Raw genomic sequence first — 20,790 nt, 5'->3', positions numbered from 1 at the left:
ACCGCCGAGTAACCGTGATTCGTCACTCGCCCGAGGAGCCCATGAGCACCCGCTCGCCGTTCGCCGGCCTCAACCACACCCAGCGGCAGGAAGCCCTCGAGCGGCTTGCCACCGAGCGCTACGACGTCATCATCGTCGGTGGCGGCGTGACCGGCGCGGGGGCCGCGCTGGACGCGGCATCGCGCGGTCTGCGCACCGCTCTCGTAGAGCGCAACGACCTCGCCTCCGGCACGAGCCGCTGGAGCAGCAAGCTGGTCCACGGCGGGCTGCGGTACCTGGCCAGGGCCGACTTCCCCATCGCCTACCGCTCCGCGGTCGAGCGCCACCACCTGATGACTCGCGTCGCGCCGCACCTGGTCCGCCCACTGCGCAACATCGTCCCGGACACCGACCCCGTCGAGTCGATCGCATCCAATGCCGGCATCTTCCTCGCCGACGGCCTGCGCCGGGCAGCCCGTACCCCGAGCTCGCTCCTGCCGACGCCCAGGCGCGTCTCGGCGCGCACCGTCCACGACCTCGTGCCCGCTGCACGCGCAGGTCTGCACGGGATCATGTACTCCGACGGTCAGCTCGAGGACGACGCGCGTCTGGTGACCACACTCGCCCGGACGGCGGCCGCCCACGGCGCCGACGTCGTCACCTACGTCGGCGCCGAGCCGCTCGGCGCCGACCGGGTGCGGTTGCGGGACACCCGGTCCGGCGAGACGATCGAGGCCACCGGTCACGTCCTGCTGGCCACCGGTGTCTGGAGCGGCGAACACGAGCCGTCGATCGAGGTCACCCCCTCGCGTGGCTCCCACCTGGTGCTGCGGGCCGAGCGGCTCGGCTTCCCCACGGCGCAGCTGAGCGCCCCGGTGCCGGGGCACTTCGGACGCTTCATCTTCACCATCCCGATCAGTGGGGATCTGGTCCTGCTCGGCCTGACCGACGAGGAGGCCCCCGGCGTGGACGGAACTGCTCCCACCGTCCCGATCGCCGACGAGCAGTTCCTCCTGAAGGCGATGAGCTCGGTCCTCGCCGAGCCCTTGAGCCGAGCCGACGTCGTGGGCCGCTTCGCCGGCCTGCGTCCGCTGGTCACCATGGCCGATCAGGGCGAAGGCGGTGTCCTTGGGTCCCACGCTCCGCGTGGGCGGTGCGACGGAAGCGGCCCCATGCGCCGCCTGGGCGCCTCGAAGGGGGGCGCCAGCGCCGATGCCTCCCGCGAGCACCTGCTCATCGACGAGCCCGGTCGTCCGATCACGATCACCGGCGGCAAGCTGACCGAGTACCGCACGATGGCGCAGGACGCCATCGACGCCGTCGTCGACCGGATCGGCGGCGGGGCCGGCCGGTTCTCCGCGTGCCGGACCACCTCCCTTCCCCTCCTGGGCGCCGCCCCGGCGCACCTGCTGGCGAAGGTCGACGCGCCGACCCGCCTGGTCCGCCGCTACGGCACCCTCGCGCCGCAGGTGCTGGCGATGGCCGAGGCCGACCCCGCTCTGGCCGGGCCGGTCGCGCCCGGTTGCCCGACGATCGGCGCCGAGCTCGCGTACGCCGTCACCCACGAGGGCGCCCGCACGGTCGAGGACCTCCTCGAGCGCAGGACCCGGGTGAGCTTCGTCGACGCGGACGTCGCCCCCGCCACGGCCGCCGCGGAGCGTGCGCTCATGCTCACCGTCTGAGGGGGCCCCGCGCCGGACCCGACCGGCCCGGTCAGCGCAGCACCCCCGGCCGACCAGCGCAGCAACCACGGGTGAACGGGAGTAGCGTCTCCCGTCGTGGGGCACGACGTGACGAACACGCACCTGCTGAACCGTCTGGTGGCCAACCCGGCCCGGACCGTGATGCTGGGCTTCGCCGTCGTCATCGCGCTCGGCACCCTGGCCCTGTGGACGCCACTGGCCGCCGAGTCGGGCGAGTCCACCGACTTCCTCACCGCCCTGTTCACCGCAACGTCCGCCACGTGCGTCACCGGCCTGGTCACGGTGGACACCGCCACCCACTGGTCCACCTTCGGCGAGGTGACCATTCTCGCGCTGATCCAGATCGGCGGCCTCGGCGTCATGTCGGCCGCGACCCTGCTGGTCATGGTCATCGGCCGCAGGTTGGGCGCCCCGGTCAACGTCCTGACCAGCGCCGAGTCACGCTCCATCTCCCACCGCACCCCGGGCGAGGTCGTCCTCGGCATCGTCTGGTTCACTCTGGCCGTCGAGGTCGCGACCACCGTGGTGCTCTCGGTGCGGCTGCGCGTGGCGTACCACGACGGCTGGGCGGAGGCGCTGTACTCGGGCTTCTTCCACGCGATCTCGGCCTTCAACAACGCTGGCTTCGCGCTCCAGGCCGACAGCGCCGTTCCGTGGGTCGAGGACCCGTGGATGTGCCTGCCGATCATGGCGTCGGTGATGATCGGTGGGCTCGGCTTCCCCGTGTGGTGGGAGGTGCTGCGGCACTGGCGGCAGCAGTTCCGTCGGTGGACGACACACGCACGGATCGTCCTGTGGGGATCGCTCGTGCTGTGGATCGGTGGTGCGGTGACCCTGGCCGCCTTCGAGTGGCGCAACGAGGAGACGCTCGGCCCCTTGGGCACGGGGGGCAAGATTCTCGCGGCGGCCTTCCAGTCGGTGGTCGCGCGCACCGCCGGCTTCAACAGCATCGACATCGGCGCCCTCCACCAGGAGAGCCTGCTGCTGCTCGACACCCTGATGTTCATCGGCGGCGGCAACGCCGGCACCGCGGGTGGCATCAAGGTCTCGACGTTCGCGCTGCTCGGTTTCGTCATCTGGGCCGAGCTGCGTGGCGAGCCCTCCGTGCGCGTGCTGCACCGCCGCCTCTCCGCGGACAACATGCGACAGGCGCTGACGGTCGTCCTGCTGGGCGTCGGTCTCGTCGGTGGTTCGACGGCTGCACTCCTGGTGGCCACCCCCTTCGAGCTCGACACCGTACTCTTCGAAGCGATCTCGGCCTTCGGCACCGTGGGGATGTCGACCGGCATCACCGGCAAGCTCCCACCGGTCGGTGAGCTCGTCATCATCGCCTTGATGTTCCTCGGCCGGCTCGGGCCGATCACCCTCGGCGCCGCGCTGGCGCTGCGCCACCGGCCTCGACGCTTCGAGGTCCCCCAGGAAAGGGTTCTCGTTGGCTAAGTTCGACATCGCCGTCATCGGCCTCGGCCGCTTCGGCGCCGCGCTCGCGCTGCGTCTGGAGGGCCATGGCCGCCGCGTACTCGGTGTCGACATCGACGAGGCGGTTGTCGATGGCCTCGCCGGGGACATCGAGCACCTCGCCATCGCCGAGGCACGGGACGAGGACACGCTGCGCCAGCTCGGCATCACCCGCGACACCATCGTCGTGCTCGGCATGACGAACGTGGCTGCCTCCCTGATGACCGCGACGGCGCTGAACGAGCTCGGGATCCGTGAGGTGTGGGCCAAGGCGGGGTCGCGTCAGCACTACGAGGCCCTGACCCGTCTGGGTGTCACCCGGATCATCCAGCCCGAGCGTGACGCCGGCCTGTCGATGGCCGACGACCTGCTGCAGCGGTGACGTCCGCATCGCCGGGTCTTGACTGGATACTCAGTCAGGAGTGTACTGACTGAGTATTCAGTCAGCGTCGGGAGGCGACCGTGACCAGCGACGACCGTGACGGGATGCAGCGCATCCGCGATGCCGCCATCGAGCTCTTCGGCGAGAAGGGGGTGGCCGGTACCAGCCTGAAGTCCATCGCCACCCATGCCGACGTGTCGCAGGGACTGGTGATCCACCATTTCGGCTCGAAGGCCGGACTTCACCGCGCCTGCGACGAGCACCTCGCCCACCTGGTCCGCTCCAACAAGGAGTCGGTCCTCGCCAGCGGCCCGCAGATGAACCCGCTGGCCGCCCTGCAGCTGATCAAGGAGAGCCGCCCGCTGCTGCGCTATCTCGTGCGCACCCTCAGCGAAGGAGGCGATCACATTGCCGACCTCGTCGACGAGATGGTCGCCGACGCCCAGGACTACATGGCCCAGGGCGAGCAGGCCGGTCTGATCAAGCCGAGCCGCATGCCCCGCGAGCGAGTCATCGTCCTGGTCCTCTGGTCGCTCGGCGCCCTCGTCCTCCACGAGCAGATGCACCGCCTGCTCGGGGTCGACTTCCTCGCCGACAGCTCGGACCCGCAGGACGTGGCGCCCTACTTCCGCCCGGTCATGGAGCTCTACACCCAGGGCCTGCTCACCGAGGGGGCCTACAGCGAGATGGCGACAGCCCTCGACCCACCCACCGACACGACCATGACAGGCGGACTGTCCGCCACCGACGCCACCGAGGAGACATCATGAGTTCCAGCGACGCGGTCATCTCCACGCAGGGGCTGGTCAAGACGTTCGGCACCGTCCGTGCCCTCGACGGCCTCGACCTCGAGGTCGCTCCCGGCGAGGTCCACGGTTTCCTCGGCCCCAACGGCGCCGGAAAGTCAACCACCATGCGCGTCCTCCTGGGCCTGCTTCGTCCCGACGGCGGCACGGTGCGCATGCTCGGTGGCGACCCGTGGCGCGACGCCGTCGGGCTCCACCGACGCCTGGCCTACGTCCCCGGCGACGTCGAGCTCTGGCCGACGATGACCGGTGGCGAGGCGATCGATCTCTTCGCCCGGCTGCGCGGGCACCCCGACACGGCGAAACGCGAGGAGCTGTGCGAGCGCTTCGACCTCGACCCCTCGAAGAAGGCGCGCACGTACTCCAAGGGAAATCGCCAGAAGGTCGCGCTGATCTCCGCCCTCGTCTCCGATGTCGACCTGCTCCTGCTCGACGAGCCGACGGCCGGCCTCGACCCCCTCATGGAGGTCGTCTTCCAGCAGACAATTGCCGAGGCCAAGGCGCAGGGACGCACGGCCCTGCTCTCCAGCCACATCCTCGCCCAGGTGGAGGCCCTCGCCGACCGGATCTCGATCGTGCGCCGCGGCCGCATCGTCGAGTCCGGCAGCCTCGCCGATCTGCGCCACATGACCCGCACGACCTTCGTCGCCGAGACCGACCGCCCGGCCGACGAGCTCGCGACGCTCCCGGGGGTCCACGACCTCACCCTCGAGGACGGGCGCGTGGAGTTCCACGTCGACGGCGACCGGGTCCAGCCGGCCGTCGAGGCACTCTCCGGGCTGGGCGTCCGCTCCCTCGTCGCCCACCCGCCGACGCTCGAGCAGCTGTTGATGCGCCACTACGGCGAGGACGTCACTGCCGGCGAACTCGACACCCACGAGGAGGTCGGGGCGCGATGACGGCCGCGACCGGATCGATCCGCCGGGCGCACCGCGCCTCCTCCCGCACGGCGGCATTCGCCGGCACCAGCACGCTCATCCGCTTCGGACTGCGCCGGGACCGGATCAAGTTGCCCGCGTGGGTGGCGGGCCTGGGGATCTTCGTCCTCTACATCGGCAACGCCCTGCCCCTCCTGGCCCCCACACAGAAGGACTTGGCGGCGTTGGTTCCGGTGTTCACCCAACCCGTCGGCCGGATGTTCACCGGCCCGGCGTTCGGGATGGACGCCCCCACGTACGAGCGGTTCTTCGCCGCAGGTTACGTGCCCTACCTCTTCCTCCTCGCCGCGCTGATGAGCATCTTCCTCATCACCCGCCACACGCGCCTGGAGGAGGAGACCGGTCGTGCCGAGCTGATCCGGGCCAACGTCACCGGCCGTTACTCCCAGCTGACGGCCGCGCTCGCCATCGCCCTCATCACCAACGTGCTGGTCCTTCTCGTGGTGTCGGGGTTGGCGGTCACCAATGGATTCGCCACCACCGGATCCGTCCTCGTCGGCGCCGGCACGGCCCTGTCGGGCCTCGCCTTCGCCGGGGTCACCGCGGTCACCGTGCAGCTGAGCGAGTTCTCCCGCCCCGCCGCAGGGATGGCCTCGGCCGTGCTCGGCGCCTCCTTCGTCGTGCGGGCCGTGGGCGACATGGCCGCCACCGGCGGCAGTGCCGTCTCCTGGCTCTCTCCCCTGGCCTGGCCGGCGCAGACGGCGCCGTACGTGCACGACCGGTGGACCCCCCTTCTCCTCCTGGCGACCCTTGCCGTCGCCGGGACCGCCGTCGGCTACGTCCTGCTGGGCCGGCGTGACTTCGGGGCCAGCATCGTGGCCGTACGCCCGGGACGTCCGCGCGCCCGCCCCGCCCTCGGCACACCCACGGGCCTCGCTCGCCGGCTCCAGCGCGGAGGATTCCTCGGGTGGGGCGTCGGCATCCTGCTGCTCGGCGTCACCGACGGCGCCTTCACCCAGGCGATGCTCGACGCGGGGGACGACATGCCGCCGGCGTTCGCGGAGATGTTCAGCACCGACGCCCTCCTGGACGGCTACGCGTCGTTCCTCGGCGCCTTCGTCACCGTGCTCGTCGCTGCCTATGCGGTCTTCGCGATGCGGAACCTGTGCGTGGAGGAGGACAGCGGTCGTACCGACACCGTGCTGGCCGCATCCGTCGGACGCGCCAGCTGGCTCGGCTCCCACCTGGCCGTCGTGGCGAGCGGGGTCGTCGGCATCAGCACGGTGACCGGGGCGTGCACCGGCCTGGCGGCGGCCGCGGTCACCGGCGAAGCGGGCGTCATCGGGACGGTCACAGCGGCGCACATCGCACTGATCCCGGCCGCCCTGGTCTTGACCGGCCTCGCGGCCGCCCTCTACGGCTGGGCACCACGCCTGCTGGCCCCGCTGTGCTGGGTCCTCGTCGTGTGGATGGGCGTCGTCCAATTCCTGGGCGAGCTGCTGCAGCTGCCGGACGCGCTGATCGCGCTCTCACCGCTGCACCAGCTCGCCCGGCCTCCGGTGGAGGACTTCACCATCGGCCCCTTCCTTGCCGTCCTCGGTGTCGCTGCCCTGCTCGCGTCCATGGGCCTGGTCGGGTTCCGCAAGCGTCAGGTCAACGTGACGTGACGCCGCGCGATCCCCGACGGCCGACACCCAGCGCCAGCGACAGCAGGGCAGCGACGACGATGCCGATCAGCGGCGGGATGCCGACGGCGGTTGCGTCAGAGACCCAGGCGAGCAGGCTGGCCACCAGGTAGACCGCCATGTTGCGGCCGTCGACCGCCGGGAGGCGGGCACCCTCGGGCATCCCCGAGCGCCACCGGGCCAGGTAGTCGCCGACGATCACCCCGCCCAGGGGCGGGATGAAGATGCCGAGCAGGACGAGGTACTCGACAAGGTGCTCGTGGAACCCGAGGAGGGCGAGCACCGTGCCGATGATGGACCCTGCGATGATGAACGGCGCCCTGCGAGGCACCCGGAACAGCTCGGAGCCGGCCACGCCGAACGCATAGGCGGTGTCTGCGGGCCTGTCGGTGGCGCTCACCGCCTGGCGAATGCGGACCGGCCTCGATCCGCAGTCGGCCTTCGAGCGGTCACCACACGTCCCGTGATGCCGGGGTCAAGGCCCCCGAGCAGACCGGCATCAATGGGTCCTGCAGGATGGGCGAGTGCCTGCGAACCCCGCAACGATCCGCCCCCGCCAACCGGCCGACATCCCGCACCTGGCCACGGCACTGCTGGAGCAGCAGCCCACGTCCGGCTACCCGCACCGCGACCCGCTGCCGTACCCGGCCGAGCAGTTCATCCTGCGGCCGAGTGTCGCTGCTGCATGGGTGGTCGAGGCCGACGGCCGACCCGTCGGGCACGTCGCCATCTCCACCCCGTCCGACCCGCGGACGCTCACCGGAGGCGACGCCGACGTCGTGCGTGCCTGGATGGCGGCGCACGACCGCCCCTACGACGAGCTCGGGGAGGTCGCGATCTTCTTCACCGCGCTGTCCGCGCGCGGATCGGGCGCAGGCGGGGCTCTCCTGGCCACCGCTGTCGCCGCACTGCGGGAGCGCGGCCTCGCCCCGTGCCTCGACGTCGTCCCCACGTGTACCGGTGCGATGCGGCTCTACCGGCGCACCGGCTGGCAGGAAGCGGGGCGGGTGCGGCCGGGCTGGTTGTCCCAGGACGCACCGGACGTCATCGCGATGGTGCTGCCGCGTGACTACGGTGAGACCCCATGAGCCGTCGCGTCCTCGTCACCGGTGCCTCGCGCGGGATCGGCCGTGCGGTGGCGCGGGCCTTCGCCGAGCAGGGCGACCACGTCGCCGTCCACGTGCGCACGGCTCGGGACGAAGGGAGCGAGACGCTGGCTTCCCTCCCGGGCGCCGGGCATGCCCTCGTCGCGGCCGATCTCGGTGATGCGGAGGACGCCCGTGGCCTGCCTGCTGCCGCCGAGAGGGCCCTCGGGGGCCCGGTGACAGTGCTGGTCAACAATGCCGGGATCGCGACGACGCCGACCCTGAGACACCCTCCGGCCACGACGGAGTCCATCGTCTGGCAGCACAGCTGGGAGGAGTACCTGCGGATCAACACGCTCGGCACCGCGCTGGTCACCCATGCGATGACCGCGCGCCTGATCGCGCTCGGGCTCTCGGGCCGGGTCATCACGATCGGCACCCGCGGGGTGCACCGCGGTGAACCGGACTTCCCCGCCTACGCAGCCTCCAAGGCGGCGCTGCACTCGATGGACGCCTCGCTCGCCGTCGCCCTGGCCCCGCACCACATCGCGGTCGCGACCGTCGCGCCGGGGTTCATCGACACCGAGAGAGTCGCCGACCGGCTCGACTCACCGGACGGCGACTCGATCAGGGGGGACTCCCCCTTCGACCGGGTCGGCCGACCGGAGGAGGTGGCCTCCGCCGTGCTCTGGCTCGCCTCGCCCGATGCGCAGTGGGCCTCCGGCGCCACCCTCGACCTCAACGGGGCCTCGCACCTGCGGCCCTGAGGCTCACTCGTCGGCGATCCCCTCGCTGGTGCGAAAGTCCGCCTCGTCGGCACTGACCAACCCGAGGCGGGAGATCGGCCGGTCGCTGGTCACCTCGGCGGTCCACGCGAGCGCGGTCGCCCAGCGGTTGGCGGAACGCGGCAGGGACGCCAGGTGGTAGCCGCGGGCGGCGATCTTGGCCGGCCACCCGGACAGCTTGATGCCCAAGGGGTTCGCCACGGCGTACTTCGGCCCGAGGTCGACGACCAGGCCGAGGTTGCGGTGCTTGTAGCGCCTGCTGCTGCCGACGCCGAGGCTCGCCGCGACGTTGCGGGCGACGGCCTTGCCCTGACGCACCGCGTGCTGTGCGGTCGGCGGGGTGATCGCGTCCTTGTCCTTGCTCGCCAGGTCCGGCACGGCCGCGGCATCGCCTGCCGCGAAGACATGCGGGTGGCCCGGGACGGACAGGTCCGCGTTGACGGCGAGGCGGCCCTTCTTCAGCGGCAGGTCGAGCGCCTCGAGCATCGGTGCTCCCGTCACGCCGGTGACCCAGGCGACCGTCCTGGTGCCGATGACGTCGCCGTCGGTCAGGGTTGCTTCCTCCGCCGTGAGCTCCTCCAGGCTCGTGCCGAGCCGGACGTCGATGCCACGGCCGCGCAGTGACTGCAGCGCGCGGTCGCCGAGCGTGTCACCGACCTCGGGCATGACACGGTCGGCGAGGTCGATGAGCACGAATCGGGCCTGGTTCATCGCCTGGCCACGCTGCTTCGCGTGGTCCTCCGCGAGCGCGTGCAGCTGGGCGACGAGCTCGGTACCCGCGTACGAGGCGCCCACGACGACGACCGTGCGGCGAGCCTGCTGAACCTGCGGATCGGCCTCGTGCTCGGCGAGCTCGAGCTGGTGGAGGAACTGCTCGCGCAGGTACAGCGCCTCGGCGACGGTCTTCAGACCCCGGGCGTGCTCGGCGACCCCGGGCACGCCGAAGAGCTTGGTCACCGACCCCGGCGTGAGGACCAGCCGGTCCCAGTGCATCTCCTCGTCCTCGGGCGCACAGCCACTCACGTGCAGTGTCCGTGCCGCCAGGTCGACACCGTCGACGCTGCCCGGTCGCAGTGACACGTCCGGCAGCTCGTTGGCCAGCGGCACCGCCACGTAGCGCGGGTCGATGAGGCCACCGGCCACATCGGGCAGCAGCGGGGTGTAGAGCATGTAGTCGTGCATCGAGACGAGCACCACCTCGGCGGAGTGCTCCGCCCGGCGCAGTCGCCGCGACACCCCTCGAGCAGCCTCGAATCCGGCGAACCCACTGCCGACGACGACCACGCGTTCGCGGCGGTTGCTGCTCGATACGGTCACGGGGACTCCCTTCGTCCTTGGTGCGTCCTTCACGCCCTACCCACCCTTGCCGGCCCCAATCCCCCACAATGGCGCGGTGACCACGACCGCTGCACAGGATACCCGCCGACTGCTCGCCTGGCTCGGCGCCGGGCTGCTCGCCGGCGGCATGCCCGTCCACGAGGTCGAGGAGGACGTACGGGAGGCCGCGGAGACGCTCGGGCACGTCGGCATCGAGGTCGCGGCCTCCCCCACCGGACTCTGGATCGCGCTGACGAGCGGGGACGCGGCCACGTTCGAGGGCGTCGACGGCGGGGTCCGGCTGGATCAGCTCGCCGAGGTGACGGCAGTGCACGCAGCCCTGACCGCAGGAACCCTCCCACCTGCCGACGCCCTGGGCAGGCTGGCGGTCCTGCGTCAGCGTCCGCACCGCTACCCCGCCTACGGACTACCGCTGGGCATCTTCCTCATCGGCACCGGGGTCGCCCTCGTGCTGGCGCCGGCGTGGACGTCGGTGCTCTTCGCTGCCGTGCTCAGCCAGGTCATCGCCGCACTGATGATGCTCAGCGGCCGCACCCTCCTCGTCAGCACCCTGATGCCCTTCCTCGCGGCCTTCGCCTCGGCGATGGCGGCCTTCGGTGCGGCCGAGATCGGACTCATCGATGCGCCGTTGTGGACCCTCGTACCCCCGATCGCCGTGCTGCTGCCGGGCGCCCTCATCGTCACCGGCCTGACGGAGCTGTCCGCGGGTGCGATGGTGGCCGGCACGTCCCGGCTGACCTATGGCGCGACCCAGCTGCTGCTGGCCACCCTCGGAGTGGGGGCGGCCGTCGCCGTACTCGGTGTCCCACTGTCGCGGATCAACGGTGAGCGCCCGGACCAGCTGGGCCTGTGGGCGCCCCTGCTGGGTCTGCTGTTCATCGCCGTGGGGATCTCGCTGCTGGAGTCCGTCCCGCCGTCCCTCGTCCCCGCCCTGCTCCTGACGATCGTCGCGACCGTCATCGCGCAGGAGCTCGGCCGAGCGACGGACCAGGGTCCGTGGCTCGGTGCCTTCCTCGGCGCCTGTGCCGCGAGCCTCGTCGCGACGCTGGTGGAGTTCGTCAGGCCCCAGGTGCCTCGTGTCGTCGCCTTCCTGCCGAGCTTCTGGCTACTCGTACCCGGGTCGCTGGGGCTGGTCTCCGTGGCACAGATCGAGTCCTCCCCGGCTGCCGGCGTCGTCGCCGCAGCCGAGGTCCTGGCCATCGTGGCGGCGATCGCACTCGGGGTCCTCGTGGGCGCTGCCCTCGCCCACCCGTTGCGCGACATCGCGCGGCGGCTCAGCCCTGCCCGCCGGCGTGTCGTACTGCAGTTCGCCCAACGGGCTGCGCGGCGCCCCCGGAAGCCGGGGCCTCCGGGTGGATCAACGCCGTGAACTGCAGTACCGGTGAACGCGACGTGCCCGGCCCGGAGCCGATGGGTTACTGATCGCCGACCCGGCGTCGTTGTGGGCGCCCGGCCCACGAAATACGGGGGGCCAGGCGCGCACAACGACGTCAGGTGTCTTTCGGGGAGACTGTGCGGGTGCCACCCTTCGACCTCGCCGCCATCGGTCGGGGACTCCCTTTCGTCGAGAGCCTCGACGACCTGCGCGCCGCCGTCACCGGCCGGGGCGTCGCGGTGGTACAGGCTCCGCCCGGCAGCGGCAAGACGACCTTGGCCCCACCGCTCGTCGCGGACTGCGTCCCCGGTCGCGTCGTCGTCACCGGTCCCCGCCGCGTCGCCGTGCGTGCGGCCGCTCAGCGACTGGCCCACCTGACGGGCACCGCGGTCGGTGGACTCGTCGGCTACACGGTGCGCGGTGACCGGCAGCTGCGCGCGGGGGCACGGATCGAGTTCGTCACTCCCGGCGTCCTCGTGCGTCGGCTGCTCGCGGACTCGGAGCTGTCCGGGACCGCCGCTGTGGTCCTCGACGAGATCCACGAGCGGGCCCTCGACAGCGACCTGCTGCTCGGGATGCTCGCCGAGGTCCGACAGCTGCGCGAGCTCCCGCTCGTCGCGATGTCGGCGACGCTCGATGCCCCGACCGTCGCGGAGGTCCTGGCCGACGACGACGGTCCTGCGCCGCTCGTCGGTAGCCCCGGGGCGCTGCACCCCCTGGAGGTGCGCTGGGCTCCTTCACCCACTCCGCGTACGGATGCTCGTGGCGTGACACGGGAGTTCCTCCACCACGTCGCCACGACGACTGCCCACCACCACGGGGCCGGCGACACCCTCACTTTTGTCCCCGGTGCCCGCGAGGTCGACCGGGTCGTCGAGGAGCTGCAGGCTCTCGTGCCGAAGGCGGAGGTACTGCCTCTGCACGGGCGTCTCGGCCCGCGCGAGCAGGACCGGGCGACCGGTGCGCGAGAAAGGGACTCGCCACGGATCATCGTCTCCACCGACCTCGCGGAGTCCTCGTTGACGGTCCCCGGGGTGCGGCTGGTCGTCGACGCGGGACTGACCCGCGAGCCGCGCCGCGACGCCGCTCGGGACATGTCCGGGCTGGTGACCGTGCAGGCGTCGCGGGCCTCGATGACCCAGCGGGCCGGCCGCGCAGCCCGCCTCGGTCCGGGGACGGCCGTCCGGCTCATCGAGGAGTCCGCGTGGGTCCGGGCCCCGGAGCACGTCACCCCGCAGATCACGACCGCGGACCTCACCGAGGCGGCGCTGGTGCTCGCGGCGTGGGGCTCACCACGTGGTGACGGGATGCCGCTGCTGACACCGCCCCCTGCCGCTGCCATCACCGCAGCCGAGGGCACCCTCAGCGGGCTCGGTCTCGTCGACGACGCGGGCCGGATCACCGACGACGGCCACGCTGCGAGCCGGGTGCCCGCGGACCCCCGGCTCGCCCGGGCCCTGCTCGTCGGCGCGCAGCTCGTCGGCACCGCGCTCGCCGCCGAGGTCGTCGCCGCCCTGTCCGACGACCTCCGCAGCGACGACGGGGACCTCACCCGGCTCGTGGCGGACCTACGCTCCGGTCGGGGCCGGGAGGCCTCGCGCTGGCGGCGCGAGGTGGACCGGCTCACCCGCCTCGCTCCAGCCGTCGCGGATGGATCCCGCTCGGGCGCAGTGGGACTCGTGGCAGCACTTGCCCACCCCAGCCGCATCGCCCGACGCGTCGGCGACGGGCCGACCTACCTCCTCGCCTCGGGGACGCGGGCCGCCTTGCCGACGGGTGGCTCCCTTCGCCACCACGAGTGGATCGTCGTCGCCGACGTCGCTCGCACCGACAGCAGGGTCGCCGCGGGGACCGGTGCCGTCATCCGGCTGGCTGCCGGGATCACCCGGGAGGAGGCGGAGACCGCCGGGGCCGGGCTGCGTGTGCGGCAGGTCCGAGCCGACCTCGGCGAAGGGAGGGTGACCGCCCGCGAGGTCGACGCCATCGGCGCCATCGAGCTGAGTTCCACCCCGATGCGGGTGGATGCCGAAACCGGCGCCGACGCCGTCGCCCGCGCCCTCGCCGATCACGGGCTCGATGTGCTGGTCTGGTCGCCCGCTGCGGACGCGCTGCGACGCCGCCTCGCCGCGTTGCACCACCACCTCGGCGATCCGTGGCCGGACGTGTCCGACTCCGCCCTCGCCGCGCGGCTCGACGAGTGGCTGGGCCCCGAGCTGCAACGGATCGCCACGGGGACACCGGTGGCCAAGATCGACCTGACCGACCCCCTTCGCCGGTTGTTGCCGTGGCCGGCGGCGACGCGACTGGACGAGCTGGCCCCCGAGCGGCTCGCGGTCCCCAGCGGGTCACGGGCAGCGATCACCTGGCCCGCGCACGACGACCCTTCTGCTGCGCCGGTGGTGGCGGTGAAGCTGCAGGAGTGTTTCGGGCTGACGGAGTCGCCGCGGCTCATCGACGGGCGAGTGCCGGTGCTCTTCCACCTGCTCTCCCCCGCACGCCGCCCGCTGGCAGTCACGGATGACCTCGCGTCCTTCTGGTCCGGGCCGTACGCGCAGGTGCGCGGTGAGATGCGTGGGCGCTACCCGAAGCACCCGTGGCCGCAGGACCCGTGGACCGCGCCGGCGACCGCGCGGACCAAGCGCCGGATGTAACTGACGGGTATGACGACACACTGCTAAGTCGTACCGCCGCACTTGTGCACTACCTCGCGGTTCTATGCTGTGCCGCAGACCGACCGTGTCGTCGCACCCGCGCGTAGGTGACTCAGCGACGGTCAGTGATGCGCAGGTAGTAGCCGTCGGGATCGAGGGTGGATACTTCCACGCGCCCGCCGCCCGCGCGAGCAGAGCACCCGGCCATCACGGGGTGGCACGATGAACTCATGTCCCTGCTCCTGGACGAGTGGCCGGAGCCGCCCGAGCCGCCAACCCTCAAGCGCCGGCGGCCGGTGTGGCTCTGGCTCGCCGCCGTCATCGTCGGGATGGCGAGCTGGCTGGCTGTGCTGCCGCCAGACGAGTTCACGGCCTACGCACTGCTGGGCATCGCACTGGTGCTCGCCCTCGTCGCTGTGGCGCTTCTGGCCCGGACCCGGACACCCGGCTGGCTGCTGGCGATCGCACTTCTGCCCGGGCTGATCCTGTGCTCGTCGGCGGCGACCTACCTGACCGCGGCCATGCAGCTCGAGGACGCCGAGGGCATCCCACCACTGAATGGGTTCGTCCTCTACTTCGGCGGTATCTGGGCACTGATCGCGATCGTCGTCTGCTCGGTCCTGACCGCAGCTCGAGCACTGGTGCGCTGGGGACGACGAGGCCGCACGGCCGAGCTCAGACCAGGAGCCGGCCCAGGACCATCCGGTAGCCGAGTGCCGTGAGGCGAGCGGCAGGACGCTCCAGCCACGACAGGGGTGAAGGGAGCCAGGGCAGCTCAACGTGCTGGTGCCACGTGATCCGGGTCCCACGGCCCGCGACGGGCACGAAGGTCACCTCGATCCGTCCACCGATGACGGAGCCGGCCTTGGCCACGACGGCTCGTCCCGAGCCCGTGGTGGGCGGCTCCCAGAGCACGACTCGCATCGGGTCGTCGAAGCCGACCGGGCCGACGGCGGTGCGCCCGCAGAAGTGCGCGTCGAGCGCGAGCCGCGTCGCGGGCGGCTGGAGGGTCACGGTGGTCAGCGGGATGACCTCGGTGTGCCGGTCCAGGTCCCATACCCGCTCCCACGCCTGCCCGGGCGTGAGCGGCGTATCGACTCGGACGACGAAGTCAGCCGACGCCGCTCCCCCTTCGCCCCGTGACCTCACTCCGACCCGTCGAGCAGACCACGCACGTAGGCCGCCTGCCCGATGTGCTGGGTGTCGTCGTTGACGACGCTGACCAAGCGCACCCCGAGAGTGACCGGCGGGTCCCACGCGTCGTCGACGACACGGTCGAGGTCGGCCTCCGTCAAGCCGCCGATCCAGGCGACGGATTGCCGGTGGGTCGCCTCGACGTAGCGGGCCAGCAGGTGGGCGGGGGCGCGCACCTTCGCCACCTGGGCGGGCGTGTGCCCGAAGCCGGTGTCGTCCTCGTCGAGGTCGAGGTCGAAGTGCTCGATGAATCCCCGCGCTGCCCAGACCTGCTGCAGTCCGGCAGCGTCGGCGACGTGGTCGTCCTGCACGCGGTAGGCGTGCCAGACGAGCCACGCGATCGAGTTGGTGTCCGGGGCGATGCGGTGCGCCAACTGGTCCTCGGTCAAACCGTCGACCACGGCGAGCGCGCCGTCACGCACCCGGTCGAAGGCGTCGATGAGCAACTCTGCAGGTGTCATGTGTCCAGACGCTACGCCGGTGCCGCTCACGACGAAATGCTGCTGGCTCCCGTTCGCATGGCCGGCACCACCTCGTGTGGGCAGAGACGCTCAGGTGGCGCAGCCGTCGGGGCCGCACGCCTGGGCATCGGTGGAGCTGTCGACGACCTGGATCGCCGGGGCCTGCTCCGCCCACGCCTTGTCGATGACCTCACGGAAGACCTCCGGCGGCTGCGCCCCGGAGACGGCGTACTTCATGTCCACGACGACGAAGGGCACCCCGGTGACCCCGATCTGCCGGGCCATGTCGATGTCGGATGCGACGGCGGCCTTGTACCGGCCATCTGCGAGGGACGCGCGGATCTCCCCTTCGTCCACACCTGCCGCCGCACCGATGCGCACGAGGGTGTCGACGTCGCCGATGTCCGCCCCGTGCTCGAAGTGGGCGGACAGCAGCGCCTCCTTCACCTCGTCGCCGAGGCCGCGGTCCTTGGCCAGGTGCAGCAGCTCGTGGCCGCGGGCGGAGTTGGCCACGACGAGCGAGTCGAAGTCGTAGGCCAGACCCTCACCGACGGCCTGCTCGGCAACGTGGCGTGACATCTCCTCCAGCTGCTCGACCGGAAACCCCTTGCGGGAGGCGAGGTACTCGGCCGAGGTCCCGTCGTAGTGCTCCGGCAGGGTCGGGTCGAGCTGGTAGCTGTGCCAGGTGACGCCCACTTCGCCCCGGTGCGGGAAGTCGGCCAGGGCCGTCTCGAGGCGGCGCTTGCCGATGTAGCACCACGGGCAGGCGATGTCGGACCAGATGTCGATCTGCATGTCCAGGGCAACAGCGCACGCCCGCCGGATCATCCCTGGTGGATGGTCAGGGTCTCCTGCGCGCGCAACCACGGGATGATCGCGATTGCCGAGATCACCCCGCTCAGCGCGAAGGCCCAGCCCCAGCCGGCGTGGTCGGCAACGAGTCCGACGATGATCGGGCCGCCGATCCCGCCTGCGTCCTGGCACATCTGGAAGCCGGCGAGGACCTTGCCGCCGGAGCGGTCGTTGCCCACGACGTCGGCGACGCTCGCCTGCTGCGCGGGGTTGAGCAGGCCCGCGCCGGCGCCGACGACGGTCGAGAGGATGAGGATGAGGACGAGCCCACCGGACAGGCCCATCACGCCCATCCCGGCGCCGCTGAGACCGAGGCCGATCATCACGGGCAACCGTCGCCCCACGCTGTCGGCGAGCCGCCCGGAGACCTGCAGGGTCAGCGCGGTCGCGCCCGCTCCGACGGCGAGCGCGACCCCGGCCGCCCAGGTCTCGCCCACGATCGCGACGGCGAAGAGCGGCAGGACGGCCACGCGGACACCGAAGTTCGTCCAGCCGTTGGCGAAGGCGGAGACCATCGCGGCGCGGTAGGCGCTGTTGTGCCGCGCCTCGCGCACGGACATCGGCGGCAGCTCGGCCTTCGTGGGGTCCGGCCGCAGGTGTGCGCCACGCAGCATGACACCGACGAAGGCCGCCGCGATGAGCAGGGCGATCCCATAGACGACGAAGGGCACGCGCATGCCGAACTCGCCGAGGAGGCCACCGATGACGGGGCCGATGACGCCGCCGATGAGGAAGGCGCTGCCGTACAGCGAGGAGACCTTCCCGCGGATCACCGGTGGGGCCATCCGCACCAGCAGGGCCATCGCCGAGACGGTGAACATCGTCGAGCCGATGCCGCCGAGGGAGCGGAAGATCAGCAGCTGCCAGTAGGTCTGGGCGAAGGCCGAGGCACCGGTCGATACGGCGACGATGATCAACCCGGTGAGGTAGACGGGGCGCTCCCCGAGCCTGGTGACCAGCGCCCCGCCCGCAGGCGCGAAGAGCAGCCGGAAGAAGGCGAAGGCCGAGACGATCACGGTCGCGGCCGCGACCGTGACGTCGAAGCTCTTGGCGAACTGCGGCAGGACCGGCGAGATCAGCCCGAAGCCGACCGCGATGACGAACGCCGCGGCCACCAGGACGAGGATCTCCCGGGGGACGGGGGGCCGCTCCTGCACTGTCGCGGCCCGAGTAGTCACCCTCCGTACTCTGCCATCCGGCGGAGGGGGCGGCGAACCACCGCCCCCTCCGAACGAGCAGGACCCACCCCGGACCGGACGCGCGAGCGCGGCCTCATCGGGGACGCAGCATCGCTCCCCGACGCCGAGGTTGCTGAGTGCCTACTTCTTCGGCTGGTCCTCGTGCGGCATCACCATGACGGGGCAGCGCGCGTGGGTGACGACATGCTGGCTCACGGACCCCAGCAACATCCCCATGAAACCTCCGCGACCACGGCTGCCGACGACCACCAGCTGCGCATCTTCGGAGGCTTCGACGAGCACCTTCGCCGCGTGCCCGCGCACGCTGCGCTCTTCGATCTGCGCATCCTTGCCCAGCGCGTCACCGATGGCATCGGCCATCATCGTGCGGGCCTCCCGCTCCACGGACTCGGACGTCTCCCAGTTGGTCATCGCCATGTACCCGTAGACGGGCTCCAGGTCCCACGCGACCAGGCCCACCAAGGGTGCGTCAACCAGTCGTGCGTGCTCTGCCGCCCATTTCAGCGCTCGGACGGAGTCCGCAGATCCATCGATGCCGACGATGATCGGTTTGCTTGCCATGTCGCCCCTCCTGTCGTGGTGCACTCAGGTGTGCGCCTCCGTATCGTCGAGCGAACTCTGCCGACCACACAGGAGTGGGTCGCCCAAGCCGCCCTACCAGTATTACTACCATTAGTAGTAGTTGGGGCGCCAGATGGTGGCGCCTACTTCTTGACCTTCTCGTGCTGCAGGACGGTGACCGGGCACCGGGCGTGGGTGACGAGGTGCTGACTGACCGAGCCCAGCAGCATGCCCTTGAACCCGCCGAAGCCGCGGCTGCCCACGACGATCAGCTGTGCCTCGTCGGAGTCGCGCACGAGCACCTCCGAGGCGTTGCCCTTCTCGACGCGCACGTCGACCTGTGCACCGTCGCCGAGCGCCTCGCCCACGATCTTGTCGGCCACCTCGCGGTGCTTCTGCTCGACGGCGGTGGAGTCCCACGTGCCGGAGAAGGTGTCGCCGTAGAGCGTCGAGACATCCCAGGTGATCACCGCCTGGAGCGGCGCCCCGACGTGCTGGGCGTAGTCCGCCGCCCACTTCAGGGCTCGTCCGGAATCCTTGGACCCGTCGACTCCGACAATGACTGGCTTGACGTCCATGTGGCTCACTCCCGTAGGGGTTTCCGACTTCACGACAAAGTCTGCGTCGGTCGACGCATTGTCAGCCTAGAGCCGCACGAGGCACGAACGGGGGGATAAGCCATGCCGGATCGCTGGCCGGGCCGGCAGCACCAGCCTGCGCGGCGTCGGGAGCGGCCGGCTCACGCGCCGGGTTGCGCCACCCGTCCGATCGGCCGGCGCACGACCATCTGGCCGACACCCCACGTCAGGAGGTAGGACAGGACGAGCCCGGCGGTCATGGCGACGGCGAAGCTGAGCAGGAAAGGGTTTCCGAGAGGGTCCCCGAGTCGATACAGCACGACCTGGACGAGTCCGTCCGGGTTGGTCAGCACGTCCCAGGAGTTGAACCGCGGGAAGCGGCCCAGGTAGATCCCGAGCGAGGACAGCGCCAGCGAGCCGAAGACCAGCACCCAACCGGCGACGGACCCGAGGCGTGAACCCACCACGTCGTGCACCAGCAGCAGCGAAGCCATCCCGAGCAGCAACCCGGTCCCGGCGAAGGCGCCGATGAGCAGCACGTCGAACCACAGCGGCGCACCCGGGATCGCCCCCAGGTGGATGAAGTCGGTCAGCAGGTACGGCGCATTGGGCAGGAAGAGCAGCCACACCACGCCGGGGATCGCCAGGAGCCACCCCGGCGCCCGCACCCGGTTCAGTCCCACGAGGACGAGCGCAACCACGTAGGGCACCCAGGCGAGGAAGAGGTTCCAGTGGAGGAAGGCGAACGCGGGCGCCCCCGTCATGTCGGCGCGCACGTCCTGCAGGCCCGAGGCCAGCAGGGAGCCGGCCACGAGCAGCGCCGTGAGGCCGGCGAGCCACCAGAGCGTGCGCGGGGTAGAGGTCATCCATGAAAATCTAGTCGGTCCGGCTGGGAGAGCACACAGCAGTCGCTGGACGGTCACTGGACGGATCACCTGCTCTACCGGGCCTCAACCGGATCGCCGGGGCCCGCGCCTGACAGGATCGTCTGTCATGGACCTGGCCGAAGCCGTTGACGAGCTCTACGCATCGCCGCTGGCCGACTTCGTCGCCGCACGCACCCGACTCGTGGCGCAGGCAAAGGCTGAGGCCCCTGACCTCGTCGGCGAGCTGAAGTCGCTGCGCAAGCCGACTGTCGTCGCGTGGCTGCTCAACCGGGTCGCCCGCTGCGAGCCGGCGGTGGTCGCCGCTCTGATCGACCTCGGCGAGCGGATGCGCACTGCCCAGGCGAAGGGGGACGGAGCAGCCCTGTCCGCGGCGAGACCGGAGCGCCACGAGGCGATCGAGGCCCTCGTCGCAGCGGCGCGCCGGTCCGCGGAGGCGACCGGTACGTCCTTCGGCGCGAGTGCGTCCGACGGGGTCGCCTCGACCGCGGTGGCAGCACTCGCGGACCCGGGCAGCGGGGAGGCACTCGCGTCCGGCCGGCTGCTGCGGCCGCTGGCCTATGCCGGGTTCGGCGAGGTCGAGCTCGACGACGCGGTGGCGGTGCTGCGGCTCGTCCCACCGATGTCACAGGACGAGGAGGCCGACGGGGCTGGTGGGCTCGTCGCAGACGACGCCCGGGTCACCGAGATCGAGGCAGAGCGGGCCCGGGAGCGTGAGCTGACCGCTGCCAGGGAGTCCTTGCATGAACACGAGCGGGCACTCGGCGCGGCGCGGCTGACCCACTCCGAGGCGGCCACGGCGCTCGAGGCGGCCGCTGCGGACGTCGATCGGCTCGAGGAGGAGGTCGCCCGGGCCACCGAGCACGTCGCCGGCCTGGAGACACGCCCGAGCGGTTGACATGCATGAAATCGCCCTGGGCGCAAGAGATAGTTGTT

21 protein-coding genes and 1 pseudogene are annotated in these 20,790 nt (G+C 71.4%); 13 read left to right on the top strand and 9 right to left on the bottom strand.

Features of this window, described 5'->3' with window-relative positions; all coding sequences use genetic code 11:
• Positions 1-41 precede the first annotated feature (41 nt).
• From BJY20_RS09550 to BJY20_RS09525, 7 genes and pseudogenes are all read left to right on the top strand, one after another.
• Positions 42-1,661: a glycerol-3-phosphate dehydrogenase/oxidase gene (locus BJY20_RS09550; RefSeq protein WP_185991314.1), complete on the top strand. Its 1,620-nt coding sequence runs from the start codon at positions 42-44 to the stop codon at positions 1,659-1,661.
• 108 nt (positions 1,662-1,769) lie between these two features.
• On the top strand, positions 1,770-3,122 hold the full coding sequence (locus BJY20_RS09545; protein WP_343062838.1) for a TrkH family potassium uptake protein: 1,353 nt from the start codon (positions 1,770-1,772) through the stop codon (positions 3,120-3,122).
• The gene (locus BJY20_RS09540) at positions 3,115-3,522 is read left to right on the top strand and encodes a potassium channel family protein (protein ID WP_185991313.1); all 408 of its coding nucleotides are present in this window, start codon (positions 3,115-3,117) and stop codon (positions 3,520-3,522) included. The genes BJY20_RS09545 and BJY20_RS09540 overlap by 8 nt, the downstream gene beginning before the upstream one ends.
• A gap of 80 nt (positions 3,523-3,602) precedes the next feature.
• Positions 3,603-4,292 carry a TetR family transcriptional regulator gene (locus tag BJY20_RS09535; RefSeq protein WP_185991312.1) on the top strand — a complete coding sequence of 230 codons (690 nt, stop codon included), beginning with the start codon at positions 3,603-3,605 and terminating at the stop codon, positions 4,290-4,292.
• Positions 4,293-4,369: 77 nt separating this feature from the next.
• Positions 4,370-4,714: pseudogene (locus BJY20_RS16640) on the top strand (ATP-binding cassette domain-containing protein); the annotation flags it as partial.
• Positions 4,715-4,717: 3 nt separating this feature from the next.
• Entirely contained in the window at positions 4,718-5,227 is a 510-nt protein-coding gene (locus BJY20_RS16635; protein WP_484496829.1) for an ATP-binding protein DrrA1-3 family domain-containing protein, read from the top strand.
• Positions 5,224-6,873: an ABC transporter permease gene (locus tag BJY20_RS09525; RefSeq protein WP_185991310.1), complete on the top strand. Its 1,650-nt coding sequence runs from the start codon at positions 5,224-5,226 to the stop codon at positions 6,871-6,873. Before BJY20_RS16635 ends, BJY20_RS09525 begins: the two co-directional genes overlap by 4 nt.
• On the opposite strand, the gene BJY20_RS09520 is transcribed toward BJY20_RS09525, so the two are convergent.
• On the bottom strand, positions 6,860-7,291 hold the full coding sequence (locus BJY20_RS09520; RefSeq protein ID WP_185991309.1) for an SLC5/6 family protein: 432 nt from the start codon (positions 7,289-7,291) through the stop codon (positions 6,860-6,862). The genes BJY20_RS09525 and BJY20_RS09520 overlap by 14 nt on opposite strands.
• A 124-nt stretch (positions 7,292-7,415) precedes the next feature.
• Here BJY20_RS09520 and BJY20_RS09515 point away from each other — a divergent pair, with 124 nt between their 5' ends.
• A complete protein-coding gene (locus BJY20_RS09515; protein ID WP_185991308.1) occupies positions 7,416-7,979 on the top strand; it encodes a GNAT family N-acetyltransferase in 564 nt (187 codons plus the stop codon).
• A complete protein-coding gene (locus tag BJY20_RS09510; RefSeq protein ID WP_185991307.1) occupies positions 7,976-8,743 on the top strand; it encodes an SDR family NAD(P)-dependent oxidoreductase in 768 nt (255 codons plus the stop codon). The genes BJY20_RS09515 and BJY20_RS09510 overlap by 4 nt, the downstream gene beginning before the upstream one ends.
• A 3-nt stretch (positions 8,744-8,746) precedes the next feature.
• On the opposite strand, the gene BJY20_RS09505 is transcribed toward BJY20_RS09510, so the two are convergent.
• The gene (locus BJY20_RS09505; RefSeq protein ID WP_185991306.1) at positions 8,747-10,078 is read right to left on the bottom strand and encodes an FAD-dependent oxidoreductase; all 1,332 of its coding nucleotides are present in this window, start codon (positions 10,076-10,078) and stop codon (positions 8,747-8,749) included.
• 76 nt (positions 10,079-10,154) lie between these two features.
• Between BJY20_RS09505 and BJY20_RS09500 the strand changes: the two genes are divergently transcribed.
• The 3 genes from BJY20_RS09500 (at position 10,155) to BJY20_RS09490 (ending at position 14,847) form a co-directional block, all read left to right on the top strand.
• A complete protein-coding gene (locus tag BJY20_RS09500) occupies positions 10,155-11,468 on the top strand; it encodes a threonine/serine exporter family protein (RefSeq protein ID WP_185991305.1) in 1,314 nt (437 codons plus the stop codon).
• A 143-nt stretch (positions 11,469-11,611) separates the two neighbouring features.
• A complete protein-coding gene (gene hrpB, locus BJY20_RS09495; RefSeq protein WP_185992551.1) occupies positions 11,612-14,125 on the top strand; it encodes an ATP-dependent helicase HrpB in 2,514 nt (837 codons plus the stop codon).
• Between the two features lie 230 nt (positions 14,126-14,355).
• A complete protein-coding gene (locus BJY20_RS09490) occupies positions 14,356-14,847 on the top strand; it encodes a hypothetical protein (protein ID WP_185991304.1) in 492 nt (163 codons plus the stop codon).
• Here the strand turns inward: BJY20_RS09490 and BJY20_RS09485 are convergent.
• The 7 genes from BJY20_RS09485 to BJY20_RS09455 all read right to left on the bottom strand — a co-directional run bounded on the left by BJY20_RS09485 (position 14,801) and on the right by BJY20_RS09455 (position 19,836).
• The gene (locus tag BJY20_RS09485; RefSeq protein ID WP_185991303.1) at positions 14,801-15,274 is read right to left on the bottom strand and encodes an SRPBCC family protein; all 474 of its coding nucleotides are present in this window, start codon (positions 15,272-15,274) and stop codon (positions 14,801-14,803) included. The genes BJY20_RS09490 and BJY20_RS09485 overlap by 47 nt on opposite strands.
• A complete protein-coding gene (locus BJY20_RS09480) occupies positions 15,271-15,780 on the bottom strand; it encodes a mycothiol transferase (protein ID WP_185991302.1) in 510 nt (169 codons plus the stop codon). Before BJY20_RS09480 ends, BJY20_RS09485 begins: the two co-directional genes overlap by 4 nt.
• 90 nt (positions 15,781-15,870) lie before the next feature.
• Complete coding sequence (locus BJY20_RS09475; RefSeq protein WP_246297141.1) at positions 15,871-16,608, bottom strand: DsbA family oxidoreductase; 738 nt, start codon at positions 16,606-16,608, stop codon at positions 15,871-15,873.
• On the bottom strand, positions 16,605-17,810 hold the full coding sequence (locus BJY20_RS09470) for an MFS transporter (protein WP_185991301.1): 1,206 nt from the start codon (positions 17,808-17,810) through the stop codon (positions 16,605-16,607). Before BJY20_RS09470 ends, BJY20_RS09475 begins: the two co-directional genes overlap by 4 nt.
• A gap of 141 nt (positions 17,811-17,951) precedes the next feature.
• Positions 17,952-18,392 (bottom strand): universal stress protein, encoded by a 441-nt coding sequence (locus tag BJY20_RS09465; RefSeq protein WP_185991300.1) that lies wholly within the window; start codon positions 18,390-18,392, stop codon positions 17,952-17,954.
• Between the two features lie 143 nt (positions 18,393-18,535).
• Complete coding sequence (locus tag BJY20_RS09460) at positions 18,536-18,970, bottom strand: universal stress protein (RefSeq protein WP_185991299.1); 435 nt, start codon at positions 18,968-18,970, stop codon at positions 18,536-18,538.
• 161 nt (positions 18,971-19,131) lie between these two features.
• Entirely contained in the window at positions 19,132-19,836 is a 705-nt protein-coding gene (locus tag BJY20_RS09455; RefSeq protein WP_185991298.1) for a DUF1361 domain-containing protein, read from the bottom strand.
• Between the two features lie 127 nt (positions 19,837-19,963).
• Between BJY20_RS09455 and BJY20_RS09450 the strand changes: the two genes are divergently transcribed.
• Complete coding sequence (locus BJY20_RS09450; protein WP_185991297.1) at positions 19,964-20,752, top strand: hypothetical protein; 789 nt, start codon at positions 19,964-19,966, stop codon at positions 20,750-20,752.
• The last annotated feature ends 38 nt before the right edge of the window (positions 20,753-20,790 follow it).

Origin of the sequence: Janibacter cremeus (genome assembly GCF_013409205.1) — a bacterium.
GTDB classification, from domain to species: domain Bacteria; phylum Actinomycetota; class Actinomycetes; order Actinomycetales; family Dermatophilaceae; genus Janibacter; species Janibacter cremeus.
The sequence above is the reverse complement of the archived record's forward strand: the minus strand, read 5'-3'. Positions and strand labels throughout refer to the sequence as shown.